The sequence below is a fragment of the Nocardia sp. N2S4-5 genome (genome assembly GCF_044628355.1).
Lineage (GTDB): Bacteria > Actinomycetota > Actinomycetes > Mycobacteriales > Mycobacteriaceae > Nocardia > Nocardia wallacei_B.
On the sequence record NZ_JBIUPM010000001.1, the window covers coordinates 1,953,791 to 1,968,724 of the forward strand.

At 67.1% G+C, this 14,934-nt stretch carries 16 protein-coding genes; 8 read left to right on the forward strand and 8 right to left on the reverse strand.

What is annotated here, in order from left to right; genetic code table 11:
• Positions 1-17 precede the first annotated feature (17 nt).
• Positions 18-1,004: an enoyl-CoA hydratase/isomerase family protein gene (locus ACFMRZ_RS08550; RefSeq protein ID WP_280368837.1), complete on the forward strand. Its 987-nt coding sequence runs from the start codon at positions 18-20 to the stop codon at positions 1,002-1,004.
• A gap of 39 nt (positions 1,005-1,043) precedes the next feature.
• Positions 1,044-3,509: a CoA transferase gene (locus tag ACFMRZ_RS08555; RefSeq protein WP_400178616.1), complete on the forward strand. Its 2,466-nt coding sequence runs from the start codon at positions 1,044-1,046 to the stop codon at positions 3,507-3,509.
• Between the two features lie 101 nt (positions 3,510-3,610).
• Here ACFMRZ_RS08555 and ACFMRZ_RS08560 read toward each other — a convergent pair whose 3' ends face one another.
• Entirely contained in the window at positions 3,611-4,162 is a 552-nt protein-coding gene (locus ACFMRZ_RS08560; RefSeq protein ID WP_400178617.1) for a GNAT family N-acetyltransferase, read from the reverse strand.
• Positions 4,159-5,547: a hypothetical protein gene (locus ACFMRZ_RS08565; protein ID WP_400178618.1), complete on the reverse strand. Its 1,389-nt coding sequence runs from the start codon at positions 5,545-5,547 to the stop codon at positions 4,159-4,161. The genes ACFMRZ_RS08560 and ACFMRZ_RS08565 overlap by 4 nt, the downstream gene beginning before the upstream one ends.
• 195 nt (positions 5,548-5,742) lie before the next feature.
• Here ACFMRZ_RS08565 and ACFMRZ_RS08570 point away from each other — a divergent pair, with 195 nt between their 5' ends.
• A complete protein-coding gene (locus tag ACFMRZ_RS08570; RefSeq protein WP_400178619.1) occupies positions 5,743-6,090 on the forward strand; it encodes a hypothetical protein in 348 nt (115 codons plus the stop codon).
• A gap of 343 nt (positions 6,091-6,433) precedes the next feature.
• A complete protein-coding gene (locus ACFMRZ_RS08575; protein WP_400178620.1) occupies positions 6,434-6,616 on the forward strand; it encodes a hypothetical protein in 183 nt (60 codons plus the stop codon).
• An 829-nt stretch (positions 6,617-7,445) separates the two neighbouring features.
• Here ACFMRZ_RS08575 and ACFMRZ_RS08580 read toward each other — a convergent pair.
• Positions 7,446-8,654 carry an alpha/beta fold hydrolase gene (locus ACFMRZ_RS08580; RefSeq protein ID WP_400178622.1) on the reverse strand — a complete coding sequence of 403 codons (1,209 nt, stop codon included), beginning with the start codon at positions 8,652-8,654 and terminating at the stop codon, positions 7,446-7,448.
• Between the two features lie 80 nt (positions 8,655-8,734).
• Here ACFMRZ_RS08580 and ACFMRZ_RS08585 point away from each other — a divergent pair, with 80 nt between their 5' ends.
• Positions 8,735-9,334: a TetR/AcrR family transcriptional regulator gene (locus ACFMRZ_RS08585; protein ID WP_400178623.1), complete on the forward strand. Its 600-nt coding sequence runs from the start codon at positions 8,735-8,737 to the stop codon at positions 9,332-9,334.
• A gap of 5 nt (positions 9,335-9,339) precedes the next feature.
• Here ACFMRZ_RS08585 and ACFMRZ_RS08590 read toward each other — a convergent pair whose 3' ends face one another.
• The gene (locus tag ACFMRZ_RS08590) at positions 9,340-9,735 is read right to left on the reverse strand and encodes a hypothetical protein (protein WP_400178624.1); all 396 of its coding nucleotides are present in this window, start codon (positions 9,733-9,735) and stop codon (positions 9,340-9,342) included.
• Positions 9,736-10,070: 335 nt separating this feature from the next.
• Here ACFMRZ_RS08590 and ACFMRZ_RS08595 point away from each other — a divergent pair, with 335 nt between their 5' ends.
• Positions 10,071-10,427: a hypothetical protein gene (locus ACFMRZ_RS08595; protein ID WP_280368828.1), complete on the forward strand. Its 357-nt coding sequence runs from the start codon at positions 10,071-10,073 to the stop codon at positions 10,425-10,427.
• A 20-nt stretch (positions 10,428-10,447) separates the two neighbouring features.
• On the opposite strand, the gene ACFMRZ_RS08600 is transcribed toward ACFMRZ_RS08595, so the two are convergent.
• Both ACFMRZ_RS08600 and ACFMRZ_RS08605 read right to left on the reverse strand, forming a co-directional pair.
• The gene (locus ACFMRZ_RS08600) at positions 10,448-10,861 is read right to left on the reverse strand and encodes a VOC family protein (RefSeq protein ID WP_400178625.1); all 414 of its coding nucleotides are present in this window, start codon (positions 10,859-10,861) and stop codon (positions 10,448-10,450) included.
• Positions 10,858-11,451 (reverse strand): dihydrofolate reductase family protein, encoded by a 594-nt coding sequence (locus ACFMRZ_RS08605; protein WP_400178626.1) that lies wholly within the window; start codon positions 11,449-11,451, stop codon positions 10,858-10,860. The genes ACFMRZ_RS08600 and ACFMRZ_RS08605 overlap by 4 nt, the downstream gene beginning before the upstream one ends.
• A 196-nt stretch (positions 11,452-11,647) precedes the next feature.
• On the opposite strand from ACFMRZ_RS08605, the gene ACFMRZ_RS08610 reads away from it, so the two are divergent.
• Positions 11,648-12,166: a hypothetical protein gene (locus ACFMRZ_RS08610; protein ID WP_400178627.1), complete on the forward strand. Its 519-nt coding sequence runs from the start codon at positions 11,648-11,650 to the stop codon at positions 12,164-12,166.
• A 39-nt stretch (positions 12,167-12,205) separates the two neighbouring features.
• Here ACFMRZ_RS08610 and ACFMRZ_RS08615 read toward each other — a convergent pair whose 3' ends face one another.
• Together ACFMRZ_RS08615 and ACFMRZ_RS08620 are read right to left on the reverse strand one after the other, a co-directional pair.
• Positions 12,206-13,066: an alpha/beta fold hydrolase gene (locus tag ACFMRZ_RS08615; RefSeq protein WP_400178628.1), complete on the reverse strand. Its 861-nt coding sequence runs from the start codon at positions 13,064-13,066 to the stop codon at positions 12,206-12,208.
• A gap of 75 nt (positions 13,067-13,141) precedes the next feature.
• On the reverse strand, positions 13,142-13,720 hold the full coding sequence (locus tag ACFMRZ_RS08620; RefSeq protein WP_400178629.1) for a TetR/AcrR family transcriptional regulator: 579 nt from the start codon (positions 13,718-13,720) through the stop codon (positions 13,142-13,144).
• A 113-nt stretch (positions 13,721-13,833) separates the two neighbouring features.
• Here ACFMRZ_RS08620 and ACFMRZ_RS08625 point away from each other — a divergent pair, with 113 nt between their 5' ends.
• Positions 13,834-14,916, forward strand: coding sequence for a Gfo/Idh/MocA family protein (locus ACFMRZ_RS08625; protein WP_400178630.1), 1,083 nt, complete (start codon positions 13,834-13,836; stop codon positions 14,914-14,916).
• Positions 14,917-14,934 lie beyond the last annotated feature (18 nt).

Here is a 14,934-nt window from a genome sequence, read left to right on the forward strand (position 1 = left end):
GCAAAGGAGCCCCGATCATGCCCGGACCCGACCAGTCCACGGCGGATTCCGACGACCGATCCGCGGCCGAGAAGATCATCCGCTTCGACAAGGATCCGAAGACCCGCATCGCCACGATCACCTTCGACCGGCCCGATCAGCTCAACGCGCCCACCATCGCGGCGCGGCTGCGCTACGCCGACCTGCTGCACCGCGCGAGTGTGGACGACGAGGTGAAGGTGCTGGTCGTGCGCGGCGCGGGCGACGACCTCGGCAGCGGCGCGGACCTTCCCGAGTTCATGGAGGTGCAGAATTCGCCCTCGCAGGGGCCGCGGCTGGCCGAATACAAGATCGGGCCGGACGAGGTGCGGTATCCGCCGAAGGAGTCCTTCCGGCACGGCGCCACCATCAGTCAGTGGTACGCCAATGCCCAGGCCGGGTGCCGCAGCCTGCAGGAGTTCAAGAAGATCAGCATCGTCGAGGTGAAGGGCTACTGCTACGGCTGGCACTTCTATCAGGCCGCCGACGCGGACCTGGTGATCTCCTCCGACGACGCGCTGTTCGGCCACCCGTCCTTCCGCTACTACGGCTGGGGGCCGCGGATGTGGACGTGGGCGCAGACCATGGGGCTGCGGCGGTTTCAGGAGATGGTCTTCACCGGGCGGGCGTTCAGCGCGCAGGAGATGTACGACTGCAACTTCCTCAACAAGGTCGTCGCCCGCGCGGATCTCGAGGCCGAGACGGCGAAGTACGCGCTGGCCTGTGCCCGGAACCGGCCCACCGACACGGTTTTCATGCAGAAGGTCTTCTTCGAGGTGATGAAGCAGCATCAGGGCGAGTACATGGGCAGCCTGCTCAGCGGGTTCTTCGAGTCGATGGGCGGCCACATCCACGCCGACGACGACGGTGATCTGATGCTGGACAACGCCTTCGAGGGCGGGCTGAACAACTCGGTGAAGGACAACGACGCGCAGTTCCCGCCGGAGTTCCGGCTGAGCAAGTCGGGCCGCGACAAGCAGGAGTGATCGGCGCGGGCATCGGTGAGCAGAAAGTTGGTGGGAGACATGGCTTCGAGGAATTCCGCACGCACCGAACAGCCCGTCGAGCCGCCGCTGCGCGGATGCGTGGTGGCCGATCTGTCGACGGGAATCGCGGGCGGGTACTGCACCAAGCTGCTGCGCGACGGCGGCGCCGAGGTGGTGAAGATCGAACCGCCCGAGGGTGATCCGCTCCGGCGGTGGTCGGCCTCGGGAGCCGAGATCGAAAACGACTGTGACGGTGCGCTGTTCGAATTTCTCGCGGGCGGCAAGGCCAGTGTGGTCGCCGATCCGAATGTCCCCGCCGACCTCGATCTGGCCGACGCGGTGCTGGCGGCGGCCGATGTCGTGATCTGGTCGCCGGGCTCGCGGCTGGCCGAGCATCCCCGGTTCGCGCCCGCCGTCCTCCGCCGCGCGCACCGGCACCTGGTGGTCACCACCGTGACGCCGTTCGGGCTGGACGGGCCGTGGAGTGGCCGCGCCGCAACCGAATTCACGCTGCAGGCGTGGTCCGGTGGCATCGTCGGACTCGGGCGCGGTGCACCCGATCAGGCCCCGGTGCACGTCGGCGGCCGGATCGGCGAATGGTTCGCCGGTGCGTACGCGTCGGCGGCGACCATGACCTCCCGGCTGCGCACGCTCGGTTCGAGCGCCGGCGAGCTGGTCGATCTGTCGATCCTGGAGACGCAGATTCTCGGCCTCACCTACTTCCCGGTCTCGTTCTTCGAGGCGCTGGGGCGGCCGTTCCGCACCGAGCGGCGGCTGAGCGTGCCGGGTGTCGCCGCGGCGGCCGACGGCCTGGTGGCGCTGGGTTGCGGCACGGCGCAGCAGTGGTTCGACCTGTGCGCGATGGTGGGGCACGCGGAGTGGATCGACGAGGACGCCGACCTGTCGATCACCGAGCGCGCCACCAAGCACGCCCCCGAGATCTTCGCCTGGCTGGCCGAGCAGCCCGCCGAGGTGATCCGCGACCTCGCCACCGCCTTCCGGATTCCCAACGGACCGGTCGTGCACGGCGCCAACGCCACCACCATGGATCATCACGTCGCGCGACGGGCCTTCACGGTCAATCCGCGCGACGGTTTCGTCCAGCCCGGTCCGCCGTATCGGACCCGGCCCGGACTGGTGAGCGGTCCGGCGGCCGCGCCGCGGCTCGGTGAGCACACCGAGCGATACCGCGCCGCCCCGCCGGTGCACCGGCCCGCCGTCGCGCGGGTGCGCCCGGATCCCTTGCCGTTCCGGGAACTTCGCGTGCTGGACCTGACGACGTACTGGGCCGGGCCGTCGTGCACGCATTTCCTCGCCATGCTGGGCGCGGAGGTTGTGCACGTCGAATCCGCCGGACGGCCGGACGGCACCAGGCTGATCGCGGGTGTGCCCGCCTCCGAGGATCAGTGGTGGGAGAAGTCGCCGATCTTCTCCGGGCTCAATACCAACAAGAAGGGCCTGACGGTCGACTTCCGTACCGAGCGCGGGCGCGAACTGCTGAAGCGGCTGGCGGCCACCTGCGACGTCGTCGTCGAGAACTACACGCCGCGGGTGCTGGAACAGATCGGACTGGACTATCCGGCGCTGCGCGAGCGGCGGCCCGACACCATCATGGTCCGGATGCCCGGCTTCGGCCTGGACGGTCCCTGGCGTGACAATCCCGCCTTCGCCTACATCATCGAGGACACCTCCGGGCTGACCTGGCTCACCGGGCATCGGGATCGAAATCCGTTGGAGCCTTACTCGATCGGCGACCCGAACGCCGGGGTGCACGCGTTGAACGCGCTGCTGCTGGCGTTGGAGCACCGGCGGAAAACCGGGCGAGGGGTGCTGGTGGAGGCCGCCATGGTGGACGCCGCCCTCAATGTCGCCGCGGAGCAGGTGATCGAGTACTCCGCCTACGGCGCACTGCTGGAACGCGACGGCAACCGCGGGCCGGAGGCCGCGCCGCAGAACCTGTACCGCGCAGCGGGTTCGGACGAATTCGGCAGGGCGGACTGCTGGGTCGCGATCGCCGTAGCGACGGACGCGCAGTGGCGCGCATTGCGCGAGGCACTCGGCGATCCCTTCTGGGCACTGACGCCCGAACTGTCCTCCGCCGCGGGCCGACGCCGTCACCATGCGCAGATCGACGAGCATCTCGCCGCGTGGTGCGCGACCCGCGACAGTGACGAGATCATCCGAACCCTCTGGCCCGCAGGCGTCCCCGTCGCCAAGGTCATGCAACCCCACCGCCAGGCCGAGCTCCCCCAACTACATCACCGCGCCTTCTTCGAACCGGTCTCCCACCCGGTCGCCGAAACCGCCAGGCACAGCACCGTCCCCGCCCGCTTCTCCGCAGGCCCCCACCAGTTCCACCGCTCCCCCGCTCCCCTCCTCGGCCAGCACAACACCGAATTGCTCACGGGCCTGGGGTTATCCAAGGCTGAGATCTTGCAACTGGAGAATGACGGCATCATCGGCGGGACTCCGGCAGTCGTCCGCACACCCGTGAAGTCCGAATAGGAACCTGCTCCCCCGATCACTCACCGCACTCACAAGGCGAAATTTGCCATCACGACACGATCAGTGTCAGCACAGACCAGATCATCCCACCGGGACCCGGCCTACACGGAGAGAAGTTTCGCCATTTCGACCATGATCGGTGAGTCGGCGAATGGTTGTGTCCGGCCGATGGCGCGCCAGCCCCACGACTCGTAGACCTTGCGCGCCGGATTGCCCTCACGCACGAGCAGGTACGCCAGCGATTCGGGACGCTCGGCCAGCAAGGCATCGTGAATGCGCCGCGCGTAGCCCATGCCTCGTGCCACCGGATGCACGCCGAACTCACGGAAGATGTAGACGGAATCGGTCGTCACCGCGCCAAGAGCTGAGAAGCGACGTACTGCCTTGTCCAACACCGTTTTCGGCCGTCCATACGGTGTGCCGAACGCGTATCCGATCAACCTGCCGTCAACCCATCCCGCCACCAACTCGAACTCCGGTATCGGCGCATACAACTGTTCGAGGCGATCCCAGAACCTTTCCGGGGAGTACCACGGATCCCCCTGCCGCTCTCGATGGGACGCGAGATACACAGACTTCAATTCCTCTGCCAACGCCAGAGCGCCGCTTGCGTCGTACCGCTCCAGACTCAATTCCGAGTCCGTGCCGGTCATGATCGAATCGCCTTGCGCTGCAAGGTTATCGCATCCGAACGGATCAACTCCCGCAAGTCCCCGACTGCTGCTCGACCGCGTTCCCCCGACGGAATCGCGTCGTAGACCTGCTCGCTGAGACCCATCACGAACCGAGTGCGATATTCGACAGGCAACCGGTCCACCGTCGCGACCGCGTGACGAGCACCTTCGGTGCAGTCTCCGCCACGCACATGGCACAGGGCGCGCTGCAGTTCGATCTGCGTCGGCCCGCGCACGATGTTCGGCGGATATAGACGGAGCGCCGCCTGTTGCGCAGCTTCCGCCGCTGCGACATTACCGAGATGCGAGTAAACGAAACTCTCTGCGAACCGGACTCGTTCTTCGGGGTAGGCCCAGCAATGCCAGCCGTGAGATGTCGTCATGTCCGACGGGAGGTCGGCGAAGACGTCGCGCAATGCTCGAAGGTCGGCCTCGGCCTCGTCCGCACGACCGAGCAGGGCACACGATTGTGCTCGAGCCGCAAGCAAGCTCGGCAACCCGACTACCGGTCCGGTAGCCATCAATTCGTCGGCTTCGCCGATCGATTCGAGAATCAGCGTAGGTGAGCGGCCGTCGTAAATTTCCCGAATTGCCGCGCGGCCGCGGATATACATCATGATATGCAGGTCACCGGACGATTCGGCAGCGAGGCGAGCAGTGCGCCACCACCGCATGGCTTCCCTGCGCTGACCGAGATCACCTACCGCCTGCGCCATGTAATGGCTCAGTAGAGCTCCGATTTCGTAGAACCGCCGCCGCCGCTCAGCGTTCGAAGTCTGTCCAAGGGCAAGCTGCAGGCTCAGCACGTCGGTCAGCAGCAGTTCATGCAGGCGACTCGATGTGTCCGTCACATGGATGTCGCCGTATTCACGCACGATCTCGTACCAGTCGGCGATGTCTGCCACCGCGCCCTCGGCCACGGCCTGATTGAGTCCGTGCCGTGCCAGTTCTAGGCTCAGCGCGGTACCTACCCCTGCAAGCGAGACATTTGTCAGGAAGGTACGACGGAGCACCTCGTCCACCTCCTCTCGCGCGCCTGCCGACACCGGTGTGGGTGACTCGTTCGCCATCATCGTAGTAACCGTCCCTTGTCCTCGGTCCGGCCGACGGAATCCGAGTTCCGCGTCTGTCGCGGTACCGAGCACAGCACGCAGCCCGGCGCGGCAGTCATCGCCGGGCCAGCGAAACAGGCCGCGCTCGAGTTTTCCGATGTAGTTCCCCGACAATTGGATTACCCGGCCACGTTCACGGAATATCCAGGCGTTTACCGATTCGGCAAGTTCCGTGCGCGACAGCGGATGCCCGGTCGTTGCCGAACGAACCCGCTTCCGTGCATTGACAAGTTCGGTGTTCGGTTCTGTCAATCGTCCCACCCGCTCCCCATCTCGACTGATCCCTACGCCGCATCCTCCCAGCCGAGCCGCAACGTTGTCCCCGATCGTGCGACCCTCCCCACATTCTCCCTCGAATGGACCACTATTAGTCGTTCTGCGATCCGGCCGCGCGCCGAACACTGGTACTCGGCTCCGCCATCGGCTCGAGGAAAGGAAGCGCCCGGAATGCACGAGGTAACCGGCGACATGATCGTCACCACGCCACGCGTCTGCGGATTGGCGGAAGTTCCTCTCGCACACCAGCAAATGCAGCGGCATCGGAGTTGTCGAATCGACCGGTGCGGGTGGAAGTGGATCGCCTACTGCACATTGGTCCAGCACGGCCGGATCGCCCCGCAGCAGTCGAGTCCACGGGAGCGTGCACACGCACGCGGTATCGACTTCGCCGGCAGCGGGATCGGCCCGTCGAGCGTCGCGGACGCGACGGAGCTGCAGACTCTGCAGCAGGTGCTCGACGGTCTCGCGGCGCTAGCGGTTCCGCCCACCGGCTGGAATACCCGGCTCGAGCGGTGAACGCCAGTGAGCGCGTGGGAAATAGCGCAGAGCGTCCTCGCGATCGTAGGCGGCGGGATTTTCGCGGCACTCGGGTTGGGGTGCGTGTGGCCGATCATTTCGCCGGACCGTCCCACCTCCGCACAGCGGACCGAAACCCGCGGCCGCCCAAGACAGATCGCATGGCCGGAGGCTTGGACCTGCGGCCCACCAAAAGGCGCACTCTCCCCCACAGACGCGCATACCGCGATGCGACTGCACCGCGACCACGACTGTCCACGCAAACGCGCAGCCTTCCGTGCGCTTGTCGCCGCAGGACGCATCAGCCCGGATTCATCGCGCCGACACGGACTTTGGAGCACCCGTGACCTCTGACCCGATTTCACCTCGAACCAGGCAACTCACCATGCGAGCCACTCGCGCGGGGTATCACCTCGTCCATGCGCCCAGTCCACCGTACGACTGGGTGCTACTCGACGCCGAGCACGGCGAACCCATATTCCGCGCCCCGAACCTGGACCAGATCGAACACTGGCTGGTCTCGTAGCCTCACCGAATGGCTTGCCTATGAGACAACGAGGTGATGGTTTCGTTCACTACGGACCAAGGGCCGCGTTCCTCCGCCACCTCGACGCTTCGCGGTCTGATCCTCGACTCACCACCTATACCGAATTCGTCGCCATATCGTGCGCACGGCAATCAGCCCGCTCTGTGACACACTCACCCCGATGCCCTGGTCCATCCCCACTCCCGGCCTAACCGGTCACTGATCGCTTTTACACGGCGAAATCTGCCGCCAGCACGCGATCAGTGTCCGCTCAGGCCGGGCCATCTCGCCGAGGATGATCGCGAATGGCCGATGTCCGCGAATTGTGTGTGGTGCCGCAGCAGTCCAGCACGGACAGTCTCCGAGGCTTCGCATGGCTCGGTGTCGGTGTCTGATCCTCGGATGTCGGGCAATCACACACAAGCTTCTATGCCGCTGTTGGGCACACGGCTTCCGCGAACACAACCGGCCACAGGTGATTGCTCGCCATCTCGAGGCTTTGCGGTATGGCCGGGCGGGGCATTCGATCACGTGAATGTGCCCCCTGTCGCGCGAGGCGGGTCGCGGCAGGAGGCACATCAGCCGTATAGACGCTTTAGTGGTGCTCAAACGCTCGGCGGTTGCCGATTTCCATTCGGTGGGTGCGGCGGAACCAGCGTGGGGTGGCCGCGAGCGATGGTGGCTGGGGCCGGCGAGCCATCCACCATCCTGGTCGGGGCATCAGCGGGCGAGAGTCTTTCGATACTCCAACGACGTTGGCGGACAGCGGTTCACGTGTGATGCCAGCGGACGGGCCACTATTTGTCGGCTTGATGAGCTAGAGAATCTTTCAGGATAAGGCCGGGTCGGCTGAGGCCGAAATTGCGGCCTCGGGCGCGTAGGTCTCCAATGCGCTGATGAGAGTTCGGATGTCGCGGCGGGTGTCGGGGGTGAGTGATGCGGTGCGGGCGACGTCGAGTTCGTTGGCGATGGTGAGGATGGCGAAGTCGGCGAGGTCGGAGCCGGACACGGTGGACGTCTCGCCGGTGAAGCGGTCGGTGAGGGGAACCTGCGGTGCGCCGAGGCGCGGGTAGGTCTTGTTCCGGTCGCAGGCGCCGTAGCGGTAGACGAGAGCTTCGGCCTCGTCACCGATTGCGGACCGCAGGCGGGTGCGCTGATCGAGCGGCAGCAATACGCGCGGGAAGCCGTCGGTGCCGTAGGCGGCGTGGCAGAGGGCGGCCAGGCGGACACGCCGGTTCGCGCCCCAGGTCGTGACGAGCCGACTCACGCGCTGAAGGTGGTCCAGCAGGTTGCCGCCGGGGTGGTCGATGTGTCCCGCGCCGAGATCACGCAGCAGTGCCAGCGCCGGCCAGTCGGCGGTCACGGAGGCGATGGTCTCGGCCAGGACCACCGGCTGATCGCGTGCGATGAGGTGTCCGGCCTCTGGGATGTGGGCCACGGTGGTCTGCGGGGCCAGTTCCGACAACCGGTCGACGTCGTCGTCAATGACCGGCGACCCCGCACCGCCGCGGACGAGCAGGACGGGCCGCCCGAACTCCGCCATGGCCCGCCGCAACGATCCCACGTGTGCGAGGGCATCGTCGGTGAACTCGGGATTCGCGGGCAGCCCACGGATCTCGGCGAGGAAGCGGCGAACCCGATGGGGTTCGAGGTCGGGCACGCAATCCACCAGCACCAGCCCCGCGACCCGCGCGCGCACCGCCGGATCACCCACGGCAGCCATCGCGGCGAGCCCGCCCAGGGACGCGCCGACGACCACGCACCCCGGCGGCTCGGCATCGAGCATGGCAGCGACGTCGTCCGCGTAGGGGGCGAGCGCCCGCAGCTCGCCGTCGCTGTCACCGTGACCGCGTTGATCGAAGGCCACGCAGCGGCATCCGGCATCGATGAGGACGTCGATGACGGGCCGCCATACCCGGCGGCGTTCACCACCAGCGTGAAGTAGCAGGTAGGTCGGCCCTACGCCGGCCTCCTCCCCGGACAGGACTGCCCCGGGGCGGGCGAGTCGCCGTGCGCGCGGAACGGTGAGGTCGATCATGGTGATTCCTCCACTACCTTGACAGTTCAAAGTAAGAGCGTAAGAAGACCGCCTTGACCTGTCAAGGTAAAGTCGCCCGCATGACACATGCGCGTGTGCGCCGCACGCCCGACGAGGCACGCCGCCTGATCTTGGAGGCGGCCGAGACGCTCCTGGTCGAGGGCGGTCCGGCCGCCGTGCAGGTCCGAGCCGTCGCCACCCGCGTCGGCATGACCGATGCGGGGGTCAACCATCACTTCGGCACGCGGGAGGGATTGCTGCAAGCGCTGCTACGGCACGGCGGCAGGAAGATCCACCAGGGAGTGCAGGAGGTGTTGTCCTCCTGGCTCGACCACGGTGCCGATCTCGGCGAACTGGTCGACGTCTTGGCAGAGTTCTACCGCCGGGGCTACGGCGAACTGGGCGTGGCGCTGCACGCCGCCGGGTGGCGCGACGAGCGGGCCGGGATGCTCGACCCGGTCGTCGAGGCACTCCACGCCCTGCGACCCGATGCGGCCGGCACCCCGATAGACGACACCCGGCTCGCCGTCGCCGCCCTCCATCAAGCCCTCGCCACCGAGTCCGTGTACGGTCCGGCGTTCCGTCGCAGCGCCGGACTCACCGGCCGGAAAGCGACCGGCCACGATCCCCAGATCCGCTGGTGGACAACCTATCTCGCCCGCGCCCTCGGACTGCGGTAGCGCCTTCAGTCGAACACGACACCGCGCAATCGACCCGTGTACTGCCCCGCCCGCTCCATCGCATCGCCGGCCGCATCCAACTCGATCAGCGCCTCCGCCAACACTTCCCGCGCACCGGCAATGCAGTAGCCCGGGGTGGTCAGGGCCCCGGCTCCCACGGTATCGATGACAAGTCCCGACTCGGGCAGAGCCGCATACCCATCGGACAGTTCGGCGACCGCGCGGCGCATCTCACTCAACTGCGCCAGCAGTTCCCCGCGCCTGAGTTCGAGCTCGATCGGATCTGTCACCATGCGCTCCAGTCTGCACCAGTAGCCGATCGATCCACAGCCACCCGAACCCGGAACGTCAACCGCGCCGCGGCGACGGCACGACACCGACATGAAGCAGAACCCGATCATCGGCCGACACCGTCATCGACTGCACTCGGCCTCCAGGAATCAGGTTGTCCACGAATTCATCCGACCATATCGTCATCGATGTCGACCCGGACCACCCAAGCCGTTCGCGCACCGTGGCAGCTGTACCCGTTCGGCCTGCTGCAATCGACGCCTGTGTTCGGGAGCGTTCAGTGCCGGATCAGGCCGCCGACCGGAGTCGACGTGACGTGGCCTGTTGGTCGAGGCAGACACCATATGCCGCGATTCTGAAGCTCACCCCGATGAACCTAGATCGACCGCGCCGATGAATTTCGGGTGGTGCCCTCGTCGTAGTTCGGGAGAGACAGGAGTCCGGCATGGCGGTGATCGAGGACGTCAGTTCGCTGGGGACCGAGTTGGAGCGGTCGTACCAGGTCTATGTCCGTGGCAGGTTGAAGTTCCGTGTCAAGCAGATCGTGTACGTGGCGTTCTCTCTCGACGAGACCGTGATGGGCTTCGCGTTCCCCAAGGAGGAGCGCGCGGCGCTCGTCGCCGGCGAGCCACACAAGTTCCAGCTGCCGTCGGCGTCGGATATGCGCTTCAACTGGATTCACGCCGACCTCGCGGCCTTGGACCCGACCGAGGCGCGTGAGCTCGTCGTCGACGCCTGGCGCATGGTCGTGCCCCAAAAGCTCTCGCGCGCTTATGATCTCGCTCATCCTCACGGGGTCTGAGGATCAGACCGGAATGCACTTCAAGAGAAGTCTGCGGCGGTGAGACCGTCGGCGTGTCCGGAAGGCCACTCCACCAACTCGATTCGGTAGCCGTCCGGGTCGGTGAGCCACGATGTCATCGGGCCGCTGGGCCCGCCCGGGCGCTGGACAGGTCCTGGCTCTAGACCGGCTACGGTCAGCCGTTTCACGGTGGCGGCGAGGTCATCCACTTGTATTGCGAGGTGGTCGACGCCGCTGCCCCCGTCGACGGGCCCGCCACCGGGTTGGTGGACCAATTCGAGCGATGCCGCCGGTTCGCCCGGGAACTTCAGGATCACGAGGCGACTCCCGCCGCCCCCATCGACCCTGCCCAGCTCGGCGTAACCCAGCACGGTGTAGAACTCGAGCGAGCGGTCCAGGTCTGTCACGCGGAAGGCGACGAAAAGCGTCTTCACTCGACCTCCTCGGGTCGACGCACGCGGTAGCGGAGGTGCGTGACGTCTCGGTCCTCGAGCCGCCGGACCAGCTCGAGTTCGATGCGATCGCCGCCGAGATGGCCGAAGAGCCGACGGCCCTCCCCCAGCAGGACCGGAACCAGATGAATCTCCATCTCATCGATGTGCCCGGCTCGAAGGAGCGCTTGGGCCGCGCCCGCTCCATGGACCATGACCGGCCGCTCCCCGGCGGCCGCGCGAGCCCGACGAGCGCAATCCTCGACATCGGTGACGAATCGCGCATGGCCGGGTGGCACGTCATCGTCGTCCACATGCCGAGTGAGGACGAAGATCGGCACCCCGTCGTGATGATCACCCTGCCAACGCCCGGCGAGTTCGAAGGTCCGACGTCCGGAGATCACCGCGCCGGTCGCCAGCGCCTCCCGATAAACCTGTCCGCTGGGGCCGTCGGATTCCCGATCATCCAGCCAATTGAAAAGACGTCCACCACCACGCCCGAGCTCCTGCCCCGGCCGATCGTCCGGCCCGGCAATGTAACCGTCGACCGACATCGACATGTACAGCCGAATCGGACCGCTCGTTCCCGTCATCGCTCAAACACTAACCAGCCCACACGGGGCGCGAATCGGTAAGGTCACCAGTCGCGTAGATATCTACGCCGCAGCGCCGAACTCCCCTGTGCCATCTGGCATTTCGCGACGCCCAAGTCGATGTTAAGACGATCGCAAGTCTGCGCCGCTGTCATTGTCGGCACCTAGGTATAGCCCAGACAGGAGTTGACGCAACGTGAATCAACGAGCGAGCACGGCCGTCGGGATTGCGGCGATCGGAGTCGTGGCGGTGGGGCTGCTGGCAACGCGGGCCGCCGCCGATCCGGGGCCGGAGGTCGAGACGCTCGCGCCCGGGGTCTGGTGTACGGCAATGGTGTGCCGCAATGACACCGATCAGACCCAGCGCATCGACTGGGAAGCGATCTGCCACAACCCCGGAGCGACGCAGGAGTGGGTCACGGTTCCGGGGCAGCGGACCTGGGTCGGACCGCACAACTGGGCGGGCATGCGCGCGGACTGCCCCGTCGAGCAGGAACCGGGCAAATGGGTGCAGGACCCGCCCTACTACACGGGAAATTACAGCGACAGTCCCGGCTACCTCGTGTACCCCCAGCCGCGCTGGGAATCCGGCGACATCCATAGGGGTGCGGTTCTGGATGCGCGGTATACCGGTGCGGTTCCGGACAATTCGCAGCCTCCCGCGCCCTCACCGCTGCAAGCTCTCCTGGGCCTCCCCAGCGGGTCGGCCGGCTGAACGAGTCTCTCGGCGAACGCCGGCGCGACCAGGCGGCGGCTACAGGGCGAGCATGGCGGCAGCGACTTGGTCGGACGTGTTGTGGCGCAATGCCGTACCCATCTCGTCGAGCACAAGCAGTCGCGCCCTAGGGATTTCGGCGGCGAGAGCCGCGCCGTTGCCGACCGGGAAGAACGGGTCGGCGCGACCGTGCACCACGAGCGTGGGCACGTCGAGTTCACCGAGCCTTCCCCGCCAGCGCGGGGCACAGTCGATGCGGGAGAACACCATCCCGAGCTGATTCGCTTGGTGCACAGCGGGATCGCTCGACGGCGTCCGGTCCCAGATCCGGGCGGCCGTCGCCCGCGCCTCCTCCGGATCGTTGCCCAGCAACTCGGCGCCCTCGGCGGCGAACGCCATGACAGCGTCCCGGTCGGTCCAATCCGGCAGCGCGTGGGAGAACAGCGAACCCATGACCGCGGAGTCGTGGTCCGGCAGATCCTCGTCCACCGGGCCCGGCGCCACCGGCCGCGTGCCGACGAGGGTCAGCGCGGAGAACACATCCGGGTGGTCCAGCGCCGCGACCTGAGCGACCATGCCACCGACGCCGACTCCACCGAGATGCGCGGTCCCGGCACCGAGCACCTCGACCAGCGCAGCCGCGTCGGCGACGAGATCCCGCAGGTCGTAGGCCGGATTCTCCGGGTCGAGGGTCGTCGACGCGCCACAGTCACGCAGGTCGTAGCGCACCACGCGCCGCCCGCCCGCCGCGAGCCGCTCGCACAGCGCGTCGGGCCAGGACAGCATCGTCGTCCCGCCGACCAGCAGGATCAGCGGATCCTCCGTGCCGCCGAAACTTTCGACACCCAGATCCACACCGTTCGCCCGCACCGAAGTGCTCGATCGAGACGGTCTCGCCATATCCGGACTCCTATCCGTCGATCCACCCAGTCGTATCGACGGAAGTTTCACCCGAAAGTCATCGGTCCAGCCATCTCAGTCCAGCAGGGCGCGCAGGGCGAGGTTGCCGATCCGGCGTAGTTCGGCGCGGCTGCGGCCTGCTGCGGCCTGGACGGCGATGCCGTCGGAGACGGTATGGACGAGTGCAGCCAGAGTGGCCGGTTCGTGGCGGGAGGGTAGGTCGGTAGCTTGCTCGAGCCGCTTGCGCAGGGCGACCTCGCCGGCTTTGCGTGCCGCGACGGCGTCTCGGTGCGCGGCGTGCGCCTCGGGTCCGGAGGCTTGAACGGTTTTGACGCACAGGCATCCGTGGGGCGTGCCCTCGCCGGCGGTCAGGTCGATAGCGCCGTGGATCAGCCGCTCGATGACTTCGCGGCCGGTGGCGGCGTTCAGTGCCTCGTCGACGTAGGCGCCCGGGCCGCCGAGGTAGCGGGCGAGCACCTTGCCGAACAGTTCCTCCTTGTTGCCGAAGGCGGCGTAGAGGCTGGGCTTGTTGATGCCCATCGCGGTCGTCAGGTCCGTCAGCGAGGTGCCCTCGTAGCCCTGCCGCCAGAACGCCTCCAGCGCGCGATCGAGTGCGGCGTCGACATCGAACGAGCGTGGGCGTCCGCCGGGCATGTCGTCCTCCGTACTCTCGTCGTGTTTTTTACCTATCGGTACATTACCTCTTGCGCCAGAGCGCCGCGCCCCTCTAGTTTCATACCTAACGGTACACAACTAGGAGGCCGCACATGATCCGAGTCGGAGTCGTCGGGGCGAGTGGTTGGGCGGACGGCTCACACTTGCCCGCGCTCGCCGCGCTCGAGCAGTTCGAGGTGACCGCGGTGGCGACCACCAACCAGGCCAGCGCGGACCGGGCGGCCGCCGCTCATGGTGTACGGCATGCCTTCGCGGACTCGCGCGCACTCGTCGCGCACCCGGAGGTCGACATGGTCGTCGTCTCGGTGCGGGCCTCCGGGCACGCCGCCGTGATCAGGGCCGCGCTCGACGCCGGCAAGCATGTCGTATCGGAGTGGCCGCTGGGCATCGATGCCGAGGAAGCCGGTGAGCTGACCGAGGCCGCCTCCGCCGCCGGTGTGGTGCACGCGGTCGTTCTCCAGGGCCGGCATTCCCCGAGCGCCCGCTTCGTCGCGGACCTGTTGGCCGGAGGCCGGATCGGCACGCTCGAATCGGTCGTACTGACGGCCGAAGGCGCGCCTTTCGGCGGCGGCAGCATATGGCCGGACCTGGCGTTCGCGCTGGATCCTTCGGAGGGGACCGACATCCTGACCATCATGGCCGGTCAATTCTTGTCCGCGCTCGAACGCGTCGCGGGCCCTTTGATCGAGGTCAGCGCGCGGTTACCCCGCACGCACGACCGTGTGCTCGTCGCCGGAACGGAGCGGACGGCGCCCAACGCCACGCCCGATCACGTACTGCTGCACGGGATGCTGGCCGGCGGCGCGGCCGCCGTCGTCGTCGTGCACGGCGGGACCGGCCCAGCCCGGGACGGATTCCTCCTGAAGCTCGTCGGTAGCGACGCGACAGTGACCGCTACCCCGACTCGGCCCGAGGAATACATTCACTGGGGCGACTGGAACATCCGGATCGGCGACGAGTTCCTGACCGTTCCCGACGCGTATCGCACCGTGCCCGCCGGCGTGCGATCCGGCACCCCGGCCAACATCGCGGCCCTCTATCAGGAAGTCGCCCAAGCCATTACCGAAGGCCGGCAACCCGATCCCAGCTTCGAGACAGCGTTGCGCCACCACCGACTCCTCGCCACCATCGAAGAATCGGCGGCCGACGGAACTGCACGCCACATCGCGCAGTGAACACACGGCGCGGCCGAC